The organism is Selenomonadales bacterium (assembly GCA_017442105.1).
Lineage (GTDB): Bacteria > Bacillota > Negativicutes > RGIG982 > RGIG982 > RGIG982.
In genome coordinates, this window is the sequence record JAFSAX010000051.1 from 13,823 (window position 1) to 27,429 (window position 13,607).

The following is a 13,607-nucleotide window of genomic DNA, read 5'->3' on the forward strand; positions in this document are numbered from 1 at the left end:
TCCACTACTTTATTTTCTTTATATCCACTTGGGAATAATAATGCTTTAATATCTCTTCATAGTCTTTCTTTTTCTCTGCCATGGCTTTTGCACCCCATTGGGACATGCCAAGACCGTGACCGAATCCGTAACCTTTGATAGTAAACGATTCACTCTCTTTTCCTTTAAAGGTACGTTTATCAATATCAAACAGCGTGCTCTTCAAGCCGAGCATTGATCTCATATCATTTCCGCTTACTTGTACAGACCCACGCTCTCCTTCAATCGTCATCGTGCGCACACGACCCGAGATACCGCGATCACCGACCTTAACAGGCTGTTTTTCAAGCTTTGACAACTTGATCTCTCGTATCTCACCGATAGCTTTCCCACGCGACTTGAGCACAGACGACAGCTTATCGAGTGTCACATTGACTTCCCAAGGAGATTCGTTATAATCGGGGACACCGCGCAGATACGGTTCTCTTTTGCCCCAGACATTTTCGCTGTTTTCTGTATATCCACCGCCACTGGCGTGAAACAAACTGAGGATCGCTTTGCCTTTATATGCCAAGTATTCGCCTTTCGTTGCATCTACCGCCTGATTCGTACGAACGTTTTCTTTCTGTTTCCCGCGATAGACTTGGCAATGTGTCGTTGCACAGACATCATAGCCTTCCGATGCATGCTTTTTCAAATCATGCAACACGAACGTTCTTGCCGCAACAGCCTGCGCTTTGAGTGCTTCCATCGGCCACGAATGCGATACCTCATTCGGCACGACACCGTACAGATAATCTTCCAACATAACTTCGTTTACCGTCGTCAACTTCGTTTTGCCCTTGCGATGATCGACGCACAGGTTCCCTCGATACGGCGTACCGTCCAACTTCAGGATACCCTTCTTCGATTTTGAATTCACATGGACCATGACCTTAGATGCCGATATTTCTTTTCCGTTGATGGTAATACCTTTTTTACCGATCGCAATAACTGCCTTTTGGTTAGCACGCAGCTTCAGGTACGTGCGTTTTCCCTTCTCATCCGTTACATTAAACGGCACATTGGCAGTGATCGTATGTTCTGTTTTGCTCGTTTCCAAGCCGACTTGTACCGTCGGCGACTGTACCGCCGCTTCGGCTGCACCGCCCGCAAGAAGCAGAAGGACTGCACCGACTCCGCATATTTTTTGCCAAATACGATTCTTACTCATGGCTCAACTCTGCTTTCCTCATTTTTTGGTATTCTTGGGCGGTTTCCAGTAGCGTTCTTTTTCGCTGAAAATACAACCGCAATACGGTTGACGATATAACTCCAGTGCAAGGCTGATATCAACGCCTTCTTGCCAACCTTCTCGGAAATCCTGATAAAAAAATTTAATTCCTTCTTCTTCGGCCACCCGCTCTCCCACAGCACGGATCAAGTCATGTTTCTGATATGGACTGACAAGAAGCGACGTCGTAAACGCATCAAAACCGTTTTCTTTGGCAACTTGCGCCGCTTTGCGCAATCGCACTTCATGGCACGATACACAACGACCTTCGATATTGACCATGGCATTCGCCAAAAACATCTCTAATTCATACGACTTGTCAACAATGAGCGGCAGTTTCACCTTTTCGGCAAATTCCCTTGCCGTAGCCAATCTTTTTTTGAACTCGCGGTACGGATGGATATTGTGATTATACGAAAATCCCGTTACCGTATGACCTTGCTCCCTTAGCGTCTTTACCGGATAGCAGGCACACGGCCCGCAGCACATATGCAATAAAATATTCATAATATCCTCACTCTTTTTCTGGCTCTTTCATCGGCACTCCCAAATGGCGATATGCCGCAGGCGATGCGACGCGTCCACGCGCCGTCCGATTGATAAGTCCCAGCTGTAATAAGAACGGCTCATAGACATCTTCCAGTGTAGCCGTTTCTTCGCTGATAGCGGCCGCAAGCGTATCAAGACCGACAGGCCCACCACCGAATTTGTGAATAATCGTTTCAAGTACACGACGGTCGATCTTATCAAGCCCGATCTTATCGACTTCCAAAAGTGCTAACGCATAGTCAGCGATCGCATCGGTGATAATACCGTCTCCTTTGACCTGAGCAAAATCACGTACACGTTTCAACAGACGATTCGCAATACGCGGCGTTCCGCGCGACCGTTTGGCGATCTCATAGGCACCGCGTTCTTCAATATCGATACCGAGGATCTCGGATGCACGTTTGACGATACAGACAAGCTCATCGGGATGATAATATTCCAATCGACAGATCACACCGAATCGGTCACGAAGCGGCGGTGCCAGCGCACCCGCTCTCGTCGTCGCCCCAATCAGCGTGAACGGTTGGAGATCAAGACGAATAGAACGTGCACTCGGTCCTTTGCCGATAACGATATCGAGCGCATAATCTTCCATTGCGGAATAAAGCACCTCTTCTACATTGCGCGACAAACGATGTATCTCGTCGATAAACAGCACATCACCTTCATTGAGATTTGTGAGCAGTGCTGCCAGATCGCCCGCCCGCTCGATCGCAGGCCCGCTCGTCACGCGGAAATTAACGCCCATCTCATTGGCAATGATCGCCGCAAGCGTTGTCTTACCGAGCCCCGGAGGACCATAAAGAAGCACATGGTCGAGCGATTCCTTGCGCGCAAGTGCCGCTTGAATGAAGACTGTTAAATTTTCTTTAGCTTGACGTTGTCCGATATACTCCGCCAATCGCTTCGGGCGCAAACTGTATTGCCACTCGTCCATTCCCAGTTGTCCGCCCGCGACAATTCTTTCCTCGTTCATCGCTTCTACCCTTTCATAAACTCACGCAGAGCGTGTTTGATCAATACCTCTATCGGCTGTGACAGATCAAACCGTTTGACCACAGGCAATACTTCTGCCTGCGTATACCCAAGACCGACAAGAGCCTGCACGACTTCTGTCATCTCGTCTGCCGATCCTACCGTATACTCTTCTGTCACCTCTTCCTCTTCACTTGAAGAGAACTGACCAAGCTTATCATGCAGCTCTACGATGATACGTTCTGCCGTTTTTTTGCCGATACCCGGTAGTTTTACGAGCACCGACGTCTGTTTCTGACCGACCGCTTTACAAAACGCCTGCGGTTCGATAGCAGACAGAATACCGAGCGCGACCTTCGGCCCGATACCCGATATCCCTGTAAGCAGCATAAAAAGATCGTACTCTTCCTGCGACAAAAATCCGTATAACATCATCGCATCTTCGCGCACACTCAAATAAGTGAACAGTCTTGCCTGTTGACCGATCTTCAAGCGATTGCGCGTCGATGCAGAGATAAACACGCGATATCCCACACCGCCGACATTGACAAAACACGAGTCGGCAAACGCATGACTGATCGTTCCTTCTACATATCCTATCATAATGATCCTCCCCACATCCGACTGTCTGCCGCGTGTGTCGTACAGATAGCCACTGCAAGCGCATCTGCCACATCATCGGGATGCGGCGGCTTCGGCAGATTGAGGAGCCGCGTCACCATATAGATGACCTGCTCTTTTGTCGCCTTACCGTAACCGACAACAGACTGCTTGACCTGAAGTGGTGTGAACTCTCTGATCGGCACATCATTCTCCGCCGCCGTCAATAGTATCACACCGCGCGCCTGCCCGACCGATATCGCTGTCGTTACGTTCCTGTTAAAAAACAATTGCTCTACACCAATGATATCGGGCTTATACTCGGCTATCAGTTGATTCAATTCTTCGTGTATTCGGAGCAATCGCTGTTCGGGAGCCATCTTTGCAGGTGTCGTGATCGCTCCATAATGAACAGCCTTGAGTCTTGTTCCGCTTAATTCTACCAATCCATACCCGCAGATCGCTGTCCCCGGGTCTATACCCAATGCTAACACAGAATTCTCCTCTTACTTGCATTTAACCTAAACGTATTTATTCCCCATCTTTCATGCCAAATCCTTCTTTTGACAAAAAGAAAACACCGCTTTTTCCGCGGTGTCACCGTGCCTCTAGTCCTTCCAGAATGCGTAATTTTTCTTCCTCTGATTGAAACGGGATACCGACTTTCAGCGCCTCCTTAACTTGCTCTACGAGCATCGCCTCGTCGATCGCCAAAGCCTCCTTCAATACAGCATTCCCGCTCTGTTTTCCGTAATAGATGCCTATGATACCATTTCTCACTCCTACAAACTGCTCTTTTTTATGTTCCTTACATACATCGTCAACAGAGATCTTAAGTGCAACGACATCCTTATCGAACGAAGTGACCTGCCATTCATGATAAAGCTCTGCTACCTCATCACGCGTCATGCCGATAACTTTTGCCGATGCCTTCTCACGCATCACTTCCGACTCCTTGCAATCCCGATAATAGATCGTCTGCTCAAACATCGTATTTTCTCCGACACGCTCATTTGTTTGCCCGATCGGCATATCAACATCGGGCCTGTCCACACTTCCTGTCATCATCCATAGAGAAAACATCACCATACAGAAGCAAAAAATGGTCGTAACATACTGCTTTTTCATCCTTTCGCCCCCTTCCTCCTTATACCAAGCGTGCGCAAATACAAAATATTTATACATGAAAAGCAAATTACGGAAGAATATTCTTTCAGTAATATACACACAGCATAAAATATGATATAATTATTCGGTATGTATAGCATTGCAAACTCGGAGGCATTTATGAAAAAGCGAATTTCAGTCATACAAGCCGACATTACAACGCTGACGGTCGACGCGATCGTCAACGCAGCCAACACAACACTGCTCGGCGGTGGTGGTGTCGATGGTGCGATCCATCGCGCGGCAGGTCCCAGACTACTTGAAGAATGTCGCAGTCTAAACGGCTGTCCAACGGGCGAAGCAAAGATAACACGCGGTTATCAGCTCCCCGCACAGTATGTCATCCATACACCGGGTCCGATATGGCGCGGCGGTACGAACAGAGAAGCCGAACTTCTCTCCAACTCTTATCGCAATTCGCTTACGCTTGCAGCCGCTCACGATTGCAAGACAATCGCTTTCCCGTCGATCAGTACAGGAGTGTATCGCTTCCCGCTCGAATTAGCGGCCTCGATCGCACTCTATACGATAATCGATTTTTTAAACGAAAACGATACGATCGAACATGTCTACATAGCGGCGTTTGATTCCGTAACGAAAGAAGTCTATCAAACGGAACTCGAAACACAGCTTCCATAAGAAATATCAGATAAGGTGGGAAAATCCATGTTAGAATTGAAAAATCTTTCGTTCCAAGTAGAAACAGAGAACGGTAAGAAAGATATTCTCAAAAATATCAACTTGACATTAAACGACAACGAACTCGTCGTTATTACAGGCCCGAACGGCAGTGGTAAATCGACGCTCGCCAAGATCATCATGGGTATCGAAAAACAGACGTCGGGACAGATCCTCTTTAATGGCGTTGACATCTCCGACTACTCCATCACCGAGCGTGCTCGTCTTGGTTTTGGTTTTGCCCTCCAACAGCCAGTTCGTTTTAAAGGCATTACTGTCAAAGACCTCATTATGCTCGCAAGTCAGAACAAAGAATTGACCGTTGACAAGGCTTGTGCTTACCTCTCCGAAGTAGGTCTTTGTGCCAACGAATACATCAATCGCGAAGTCAATGCCAGCCTCTCGGGCGGTGAGCTCAAACGCATCGAGATCGCGACTGTTCTTGCAAGACAGACAGCACTTTCCATCTTCGACGAGCCCGAAGCAGGTATCGATCTTTGGAGCTTCAATAACCTCATTGACGTATTCCAGCGCATCCATGACAAGCACGAAGGTTCCATCTTGATCATCTCGCATCAAGAACGTATCCTCAACGTAGCCGACCGCATCATCGTCGTTGCAGGCGGTGAAGTACAATCGAGCGGTACGCACGAAGAGATCATGCCTGAATTGATGCGCAGAGCAGACGGTTGCGGCTGCAGCCTGAAAAGGGGGAAAAAATAATGGATCAGAACGCAAAAAACATCTTGAAGATCGTTGCCGACATGGACGAAGTTCCAACAGGCACAGCATATAATATCCGTTCCAACTGTGGTTGCAGCGGACGCAACTCCACAGAAAACATTCAGATCGAAAACAAAACAGACAAACCGGGCATCGACATCATCGTCAAACCGGGCACAAAAAACGAAGTCGTCATGATCCCTGTCGTCATCACCGAAAGCGGCGTCGAAGACCTCGTATACAACGACTTCTTCATCGGCGAAGATACCGACATCACCATCATCGCAGGCTGCGGTATCCACAACTGCGGCGATAACAAATCTCAGCATGACGGTATCCACACGTTCTATCTCAAAAAGAACGCACGTGTCAAATATATCGAAAAACATTACGGCGCGGCAGACGGTCGCGGTGAAAACGTCCTCAACCCTGTTACTGTCATCAACATGGACGAAGACAGCTACATGGAAATGGACACCGTACAGATCAAAGGCGTAGACTCCACGACACGTGACACACAAGCTACACTTAAAGATAACGCAACGCTCATCGTCAAAGAGAAACTCCTCACCGACGGTGTACAGTATGCGAAAACAGACTTCACCATCAATCTCGACGGCGAAAATTGCAGTACGCATGTCGTATCGCGTTCCGTTGCCAAAGGCGAATCGAAGCAGTACTTTGTTTCCAACGTCATCGGCAACAACAAATGTATGGGCCACACCGAATGTGACGCCATCATCATGGACAACGCCATCGTCCATGCCAAACCTGAGATCGTTGCCAACCATATCGATGCCAGCCTCATCCACGAAGCCGCTATCGGTAAGATCGCAGGCGAACAGATCATGAAACTGATGACGCTCGGCCTCACCGAAGAAGAAGCACAACAGCAGATCGTCAACGGATTCTTGAAATAAGAAACACAAAAGCTGAACAGGAAATTCCTGTTCAGCTTTTATATTTCTTATTATCCTATTCGGCTTCTTGTCCCGTTGCAACAACTTCAGTAGATGTTGTTTTTTCTGCCTTCTCCTCTACTGCGCTCTTGCATTTATCAAGCGTAAATCCACCGAGTTTACCACTGCGGAATTCGGTAAGCAGAAGTCTGCGTACTTTTTCATCATCGATCTTGCCGCCTGCACGAAGACAACCGCGTTTGCGCGCGATAGCTTCAAGGACTTCGTAGCCCGTTTCGGGAAGCGGAAGCGTCAATTTATAACGCGCAGCCAATCTTTCGGGATACTCTGTGCGGAGATAATCAACAAAGAGCTCCATCAAAAGCTCACCGTCATATACTTCATCGTTGATAGCACCACTGACAGCAAGATGGAATCCTTTTTCAGGGTCTTCGAACTTCGGCCAGAGCACCCCCGGTGTATCGAGAAGCTCAAGCGTCTTGCTGATCTTGATCCATTGTTTACCGCGCGTTACGCCCGGTTTGTCAGCCGTTTTTACGACAGCACTGCCCTGCAAACGATTGATGAGCGACGATTTTCCTACGTTCGGAATACCGAGGATCATCGCACGAACGGCACGTACTTTGATGCCTTTGGCTTTCAGATGATTGATCTTTGCCGCGGCGAGTTTTTCTACCTGCGCAATAAGCTGTTTGATACCTTTGCCTGTCATGGAATCGATCGCCACGACAGGGATACCCTGACGGCGGAAACAAGCGATCCACGCTTTTGTATGCTCTTCTTCTGCCAAGTCGGCTTTGTTGAGAACGATGACTTTCGGCTTGTTCTCAATAAGACTGCCGATCATCGGGTTGGAACTGCTGACAGGAATACGCGCATCGAGAAGTTCAATGACAACATCAACGAGCTTCAAATTCTCCTTGATCATGCGCTGTGCTTTCGTCATATGTCCGGGAAACCATTGTATCGTTAAATTGTTTTTCTTTTCGATTTCTGCCATGGGTACCTCCTTTGTGCGGATAACCGCATCTGCCAAATCATAGTCATATATTGTTTAATTATATCATATTTATATCAAATCGCCTACCGACGAGGATCGTCATAGTGAATAGAAAAATCGGCAGAACATATCTGCCGATTTTGTTTTACGGTAACATTTTCATACTGTCAAGCGGCCAGAATACCATCATCGCTTTCCCTTTGACCATATCGAGCGGCAAGAAGCCTACACCACGGAAACGGCTGTCCTCCGAGTTGTTACGGTTATCACCCATAACGAAGATATGACCGCGCGGAATGGTGCGTTTCGGGAAGGTGCTGAGAGTCGGTTCTAAAATATATGGTTCGTCCAATAATTCGTCATTCAAATAGACTTTGTTGTCTTTGATCTCGATCGTATCACCTTCGACACCGATAACACGTTTGATAAAATCGCGTTTCGGATCACGCGGATACTTAAATACGAGGATCTCTCCACGTTCCGGTTCACGGAAACGATAGATGAATTTATTAACAACAAGACGTTCTTGGCTGACCAAGGTCGGTAACATGGACGGACCCTCTACCAAGTACAGCTCAACGATAAAAAATCGAATAAAACAAGCCAATACGACTGCGATCAAAATGGAGATCGTCCATTCTTTGATCTGCGTACCGATACCACCGGACTCGGGTTTGTTCATAATAACTTCCTTCCTGACGATTTCTTTTAGATATAAGAACGGGGACTGTCGAAACAGTCCCCATTATCATCTGCTTATCGTCTTTCTTTGATACGTGCAGCTTTACCCGTGAGGTTTCTCAAGTAGTAGAGTTTTGCACGGCGAACGATACCGCGACGAACTACATCAATTTTTTCCAAACGCGGGGAATGTACCGGGAACGTACGTTCTACGCCGATACCGTAGGACACTCTGCGAACCGTGAAAGTTTCGCGAACACCGCTGGATTTACGATTGATAACAACACCTTCGAACATCTGGATACGTTCACGGTTACCTTCGACAACTTTAACGTGTACACGAACCGTGTCCCCCGGTCTGAATGCCGGAATGTCCTGGCGAAGTTGTTCTTTTTCCAATGCTTCAATAATATTCATTTGTTTTCCTCCTTATTTTAGATGTTCTTATCTTTCACTTTTTCGAAAAACAGCGGACCATCTACATTACCCTTATGTATTATACACAAGCCAAAGTGATTTTTCAAGCTTTTTTCATCCGTTTTCGGCATAAATTTTGGCAAATTTTCACCGCTCATGCCTCACGTCCAATATACCCAAAATTCACTTATTTTATTCACCGAGAAGCTTCTTATCCTGCTTCGTAAGTTCTATTTTTTCGAACAGATCAGGGCGTTTTTCGCGCGTGATGAGAAGCGATTGTTTCCGTCTCCACTTCTCGATCTCGGCATGATTGCCCGATAACAGCACATCGGGGACATCGTGTCCTTCATATGTGCGCGGTCTGGTATACTGCGGATATTCGAGGAGTCCCGCATAAAACGAATCCTGCGGTGCCGAGTCGGCCGACCCGAGCACGCCTGCAATATTTCGTGCAACAGAATCCATGATGACCATTGCAGGAAGTTCTCCGCCTGTTAATACATAATCACCGATCGACAGCACTTCGTCTGCCAGATATTCCTGCACACGTGCATCAACACCTTCGTAGTGACCGCACAAAAAAATGAGCTGATCATATTTCGCAAGTTCGATACATTTCGCTTGGTCAAACGTTGTTCCGCTCGGCGCCATCAAGATGACGCGGCGGTTCGAAAGGTTAGTCTTTTGCACGATATCTTCTACCGCACGAAAGAACGGTTCCGGCTTCATCAACATACCGGCACCACCGCCAAACGGCGTGTCATCGACAATTTTATGTTTATCGTACGCATAATCCCGAAGCTGTGTTGCATGGATCTCGAGGAGATCGTTCTCCATCGCGCGTTTGATAACGCTGTGATTCATCGCACTTTCTATCATCTCGGGAAACAACGTAATTACATCAAATCTCATCTGACTTCCAACTCTTCCTCTTTGATAACGACCATTTTCTGTGCTTTTAAGTCGATCAATTTTACAACGCGTTTCAAGGCAGGAATAAGCGTCTGCTCTTTGCCTTTCTGCGCGACATATACATCATTACTGCCTGTTTCGATAATATTGACGATCTTGCCAATATAATCACCGTTTTCGAGGTACACCTCAAGGCCGATGATATCAGCTGTGTAATATTCATCTTCACCAAGCGGAACAGCCAGTTCACGCGGAATACTGAGCATCTGACCGCGCAGTGCGTCGACTGCCGTACGATCATCATACCCTTTGAATTTTATAAGTACATATTGATTGTGCATTTTGACCGATTGAATCGGAAGGACCGACCCGTTGTCCAACCAAAGTTCTTTCAAATCATAAAAACGCTCTTGGTTATCCGTAAGCGGCACAATACGAACATCACCCCGCACACCGTGCGGGGCAACGATTTTTCCAACTATTATAGATGTATTTCGCATACTAGTTGCGGAATGCAACGATCTTGCCGTCTTCGAGCAAAATCTCAGCATTCATAATACTTTGCATATCATCGCCTACTTTGATCTCAACGAGGCGTTCGAGCTTGCCCTGAACAACTTCAGAGCCGTTTTCGATCGCTTCCGTTTCCTTCAATTGCTGCAAGAGATGATTTTTAAAGTCGAGTCGTTTTTGGCGTTCCATATCAATTTGCTGACGCAGAGCAGGAAGCCCTTGTGCATCTACCTTGGCTTGTTCAGTCAACATTCTTTTACCTTGAAACTCAACCTGCTGGATCTCCAAGTCGACTTTTTTGATACCGTCCTGGATCTCTGCGATCATTTTGCGTTTCAATTCATCGGTAACTTTTGCTTTAATGGTGACTGGACATTTTAATGTCATGCGGTCCATGATAGCCCACCTTTGAATTAAATGATTTCCACCGTTGCTTGTTTGTTTTCACAAACAGCAGCAGCTTTTATAACTGTGCGCAAGGCTTTGGCAATGCGGCCTTGTTTGCCGATCACCTTTCCCATATCCGACGGGGCAACCCGAAGTTCGAATACAGTCACTGCACCATCTTCACGCTCTTCAACAGTTACTTGGTCAGGATATTCCACTAAAGATTTAGCAATCACTTCAACGAGTTCCTTCACGGTTATCACGCTTCTTTCTTGCTTCTTTTCATTTCATCCCATTTTTTCATGATACCAAGTTTGCTGAACAACGATTTAACCGTATCAGTCGGCTGAGCGCCGTTTGCAAGCCATTTGAAAGCTTTTTCTTCGTCAATGTTGATCATTGCCGGAGTTTTCGTGGAATCATACTGACCGATGATTTCTACGAAACGACCGTCACGCGGGGAACGCGAATCAGCAACTACAACACGGTAGAACGGGCTTTTTTTCGCACCAAAACGTGCCAAACGAATTTTTACTGCCACACAACTCACCTCCTTTATAGAATAACCTTATTTCATGAACGGTAATTTGAAGCCGCCAAGGCCTCGTTTACTGTTTTTCATACTACGCATTTTTTTCATCATCTTACGCGCCTCTCCGAATTGCTTCAAGAGCTTATTGACATCTTGTACGCGCGTACCGCTGCCAAGCGCAATGCGTTTGCGTCGGCTGCCATTGATGATCGAGATATCGCGACGCTCTTTCGGCGTCATCGAGCGAATGATCGCTTCGATCTGACGAATCTCTTTGCCGTCGAAATCGATATCGCCGAGCTGTTTCTTGATACCGCCCATACCCGGGATCATACCTAAGATCTGCTCGAACGAGCCCAATTTGCGAACCTGCTGCATCTGCGTAAGGAAATCATCAAGAGTGAAATCATCCTTGCGCATCTTGCGTTCAAGCTCTTCGGCTTGTTCCATGTCGAATGTGCTCTGCGCTTTTTCGATCAAGCTCAGAACATCACCCATACCAAGGATACGCGATGCCATTCGGTCGGGATGGAACGGCTCGAGTGCATCGAGTTTTTCGCCCATACCTGCGAATTTGATCGGACATCCCGTTACCGCTTTGATCGAGAGCGCCGCACCACCGCGCGCGTCCCCGTCAAGTTTTGTAAGGATCGTTCCGTCTACGCCAAGATCATTGTTGAACGCTTCTGCTACATTGACAGCATCCTGACCTGTCATCGCATCGACAACAAGAAGTACCTCATGCGGCTGAACCGTTCTTTTGATCGATTTCAGCTCGTCCATCAACTGCTCGTTGATATGTAAACGACCCGCGGTATCGATAATTACAACATCATTCGTATACGATTTCGCGTGTGCGATCGCTTCTTCTGCAATCTGTACAGGACTTACATCTTGTCCTTTCGAGAATACAGGAATCGAAAGCTGTTCCCCAAGTACCTGGAGCTGTTTGATAGCTGCCGGACGGTAAATATCGCCTGCGACCAAAAGCGGATTCTTGCCTTGCTTTTTGAGCATACGAGCAAGCTTCCCTGCCGTCGTCGTTTTACCTGCCCCTTGAAGACCGACAAGCATGATAACTGTCGGAGGTTTCGGCGAGATCATGATACGACTTTGCGTACCGCCCATCAATTCCGTCAATTCTTCATTAACGATCTTGATAACGTGTTGTGCAGGTGTCAAGCTGCTCATGACTTCCTGTCCAATAGCACGCTCTTTGATGCGTTTGACAAAATCTTTTACGACTTTAAAGTTAACGTCTGCTTCCAAAAGTGCCATCCGAACTTCGCGCATCGCGTCGTTGACATCGGATTCCGACAACTTGCCATGCCCGCGCAGTTTTTTAAACGTATTTTGTAATCGTTCGGCCAGACCTTCAAAAACCATCTTATCCCTCCTTAAAGTCATTCATCAAAGATCGAATCTTTCCTGTGATCATTTCTTTTTGCGGCCATTCATCGAGCGCACTGACACATTCATCAAGCTCCTTGATAGACGCTTCGATCCGTGCATATCGCTCGATCAATCCAAGACGCTCTTCATAACTCACCAAAAGTTGTTCCGAGCGGCGAAGAATATCGTGTACTGCTTGACGCGACACTTCAAACTCACCTGCGATCTCGGCCAATGACCAATCTTCCAAATAATGAAGTTCCAAACATCGCCGTTGTTTATCGGTCAAAAGCGCACCGTAAAAGTCGATCAGCGATGCAATTTTCAATACTTTATCCAGCATGTAAACCTCATCATACGAATGAATTTGCCTCACTCATAAGGCTACCTTATGCAGTATAATACAATACTTTTACAGTGTCAAGTTTTTTTCCTTGTCATTTTAAATTTTCCTGAAAAATTTTTCTTGTCTGTTTGTGTAAGACACTTTTTATTTAGCTCGATTCTTTTTGGCTTGCAAGAATTTCTCCTGCTCTCGTTTGATCGTACGGTCAAGTGCGACTTTTTCCATTTTGCGGTCTTCGCTTTGCGAGCTGAGATGGACTAATCCGCCCGCCACGAACATGACGCCTAAAACGACGATACCAAACGTTGCGATCCATCCTATCGTAAACGTCATATCATTTCCCCCTATTTTTTTATCATACCACACTTGCCCCGATAAATCCCACCATAAATAAGAAAAGCCTGCTAAGGTCAACAGGCTTTTCTCATCTTTTCAGCACAGCACCGGGATATATCTTGGAAGAAAGAAAATCATTAGGGTCTGTCGACAATATCCGCTTCACACGGTATTCTCCAAGCCCCTCCCGACTAACAGAGAGCGATACACCATGATATAAGATC

The 13,607-nt window shown here is 46.8% G+C and carries 21 protein-coding genes; 3 read left to right on the forward strand and 18 right to left on the reverse strand.

The features are described 5' to 3' along the window. Positions 1-4 precede the first annotated feature (4 nt). The 6 genes from IJN28_02050 to IJN28_02075 form a co-directional block, all read right to left on the reverse strand. Positions 5-1,192: a SpoIID/LytB domain-containing protein gene (locus IJN28_02050; GenBank protein MBQ6712556.1), complete on the reverse strand. Its 1,188-nt coding sequence runs from the start codon at positions 1,190-1,192 to the stop codon at positions 5-7. Positions 1,193-1,210: 18 nt separating this feature from the next. Next, entirely contained in the window at positions 1,211-1,759 is a 549-nt protein-coding gene (locus IJN28_02055; protein MBQ6712557.1) for an epoxyqueuosine reductase QueH, read from the reverse strand. A 7-nt stretch (positions 1,760-1,766) separates the two neighbouring features. Beyond that, complete coding sequence (gene ruvB, locus IJN28_02060) at positions 1,767-2,777, reverse strand: Holliday junction branch migration DNA helicase RuvB (GenBank protein MBQ6712558.1); 1,011 nt, start codon at positions 2,775-2,777, stop codon at positions 1,767-1,769. A gap of 5 nt (positions 2,778-2,782) precedes the next feature. After that, positions 2,783-3,379, reverse strand: coding sequence for a Holliday junction branch migration protein RuvA (gene ruvA, locus IJN28_02065; protein ID MBQ6712559.1), 597 nt, complete (start codon positions 3,377-3,379; stop codon positions 2,783-2,785). After that, on the reverse strand, positions 3,376-3,870 hold the full coding sequence (gene ruvC / locus IJN28_02070) for a crossover junction endodeoxyribonuclease RuvC (GenBank protein ID MBQ6712560.1): 495 nt from the start codon (positions 3,868-3,870) through the stop codon (positions 3,376-3,378). The genes ruvA and ruvC overlap by 4 nt, the downstream gene beginning before the upstream one ends. 103 nt (positions 3,871-3,973) lie before the next feature. Then, entirely contained in the window at positions 3,974-4,504 is a 531-nt protein-coding gene (locus IJN28_02075; protein ID MBQ6712561.1) for a BofC C-terminal domain-containing protein, read from the reverse strand. Between the two features lie 159 nt (positions 4,505-4,663). Here IJN28_02075 and IJN28_02080 point away from each other — a divergent pair, with 159 nt between their 5' ends. From IJN28_02080 to IJN28_02090, 3 genes are read left to right on the forward strand one after another with little or no spacing between them, the layout of a single operon-like run. Next, the gene (locus tag IJN28_02080; protein MBQ6712562.1) at positions 4,664-5,182 is read left to right on the forward strand and encodes an O-acetyl-ADP-ribose deacetylase; all 519 of its coding nucleotides are present in this window, start codon (positions 4,664-4,666) and stop codon (positions 5,180-5,182) included. Between the two features lie 27 nt (positions 5,183-5,209). Next, positions 5,210-5,944: an ATP-binding cassette domain-containing protein gene (locus IJN28_02085; protein MBQ6712563.1), complete on the forward strand. Its 735-nt coding sequence runs from the start codon at positions 5,210-5,212 to the stop codon at positions 5,942-5,944. Continuing rightward, positions 5,944-6,864 carry a SufD family Fe-S cluster assembly protein gene (locus IJN28_02090; GenBank protein MBQ6712564.1) on the forward strand — a complete coding sequence of 307 codons (921 nt, stop codon included), beginning with the start codon at positions 5,944-5,946 and terminating at the stop codon, positions 6,862-6,864. The genes IJN28_02085 and IJN28_02090 overlap by 1 nt, the downstream gene beginning before the upstream one ends. A 55-nt stretch (positions 6,865-6,919) precedes the next feature. Here IJN28_02090 and ylqF read toward each other — a convergent pair whose 3' ends face one another. The 12 genes from ylqF to IJN28_02150 form a co-directional block, all read right to left on the reverse strand. Next, positions 6,920-7,864 (reverse strand): ribosome biogenesis GTPase YlqF, encoded by a 945-nt coding sequence (gene ylqF / locus IJN28_02095; protein ID MBQ6712565.1) that lies wholly within the window; start codon positions 7,862-7,864, stop codon positions 6,920-6,922. A gap of 145 nt (positions 7,865-8,009) precedes the next feature. Beyond that, entirely contained in the window at positions 8,010-8,546 is a 537-nt protein-coding gene (gene lepB, locus IJN28_02100; GenBank protein MBQ6712566.1) for a signal peptidase I, read from the reverse strand. A gap of 74 nt (positions 8,547-8,620) precedes the next feature. Beyond that, positions 8,621-8,962, reverse strand: a complete 342-nt coding sequence (rplS, locus tag IJN28_02105; GenBank protein MBQ6712567.1) for a 50S ribosomal protein L19 — start codon at positions 8,960-8,962, stop codon at positions 8,621-8,623. A 192-nt stretch (positions 8,963-9,154) separates the two neighbouring features. Beyond that, positions 9,155-9,877 (reverse strand): tRNA (guanosine(37)-N1)-methyltransferase TrmD, encoded by a 723-nt coding sequence (gene trmD, locus IJN28_02110; GenBank protein MBQ6712568.1) that lies wholly within the window; start codon positions 9,875-9,877, stop codon positions 9,155-9,157. Continuing rightward, a complete protein-coding gene (gene rimM / locus IJN28_02115; protein ID MBQ6712569.1) occupies positions 9,874-10,377 on the reverse strand; it encodes a 16S rRNA processing protein RimM in 504 nt (167 codons plus the stop codon). Before rimM ends, trmD begins: the two co-directional genes overlap by 4 nt. Position 10,378: 1 nt before the next feature. After that, positions 10,379-10,786 (reverse strand): YlqD family protein, encoded by a 408-nt coding sequence (locus tag IJN28_02120; protein ID MBQ6712570.1) that lies wholly within the window; start codon positions 10,784-10,786, stop codon positions 10,379-10,381. Between the two features lie 17 nt (positions 10,787-10,803). Then, positions 10,804-11,031, reverse strand: a complete 228-nt coding sequence (locus tag IJN28_02125) for a KH domain-containing protein (protein ID MBQ6712571.1) — start codon at positions 11,029-11,031, stop codon at positions 10,804-10,806. Between the two features lie 5 nt (positions 11,032-11,036). Then, the gene (rpsP, locus tag IJN28_02130; GenBank protein MBQ6712572.1) at positions 11,037-11,318 is read right to left on the reverse strand and encodes a 30S ribosomal protein S16; all 282 of its coding nucleotides are present in this window, start codon (positions 11,316-11,318) and stop codon (positions 11,037-11,039) included. 27 nt (positions 11,319-11,345) lie between these two features. Then, the gene (ffh, locus tag IJN28_02135) at positions 11,346-12,695 is read right to left on the reverse strand and encodes a signal recognition particle protein (GenBank protein ID MBQ6712573.1); all 1,350 of its coding nucleotides are present in this window, start codon (positions 12,693-12,695) and stop codon (positions 11,346-11,348) included. A gap of 1 nt (position 12,696) precedes the next feature. Next, positions 12,697-13,044, reverse strand: coding sequence for a YlxM family DNA-binding protein (locus tag IJN28_02140; protein ID MBQ6712574.1), 348 nt, complete (start codon positions 13,042-13,044; stop codon positions 12,697-12,699). Between the two features lie 147 nt (positions 13,045-13,191). Continuing rightward, complete coding sequence (locus tag IJN28_02145; protein MBQ6712575.1) at positions 13,192-13,380, reverse strand: hypothetical protein; 189 nt, start codon at positions 13,378-13,380, stop codon at positions 13,192-13,194. Between the two features lie 91 nt (positions 13,381-13,471). Then, positions 13,472-13,606: a hypothetical protein gene (locus tag IJN28_02150; protein MBQ6712576.1), complete on the reverse strand. Its 135-nt coding sequence runs from the start codon at positions 13,604-13,606 to the stop codon at positions 13,472-13,474. Position 13,607 lies beyond the last annotated feature (1 nt).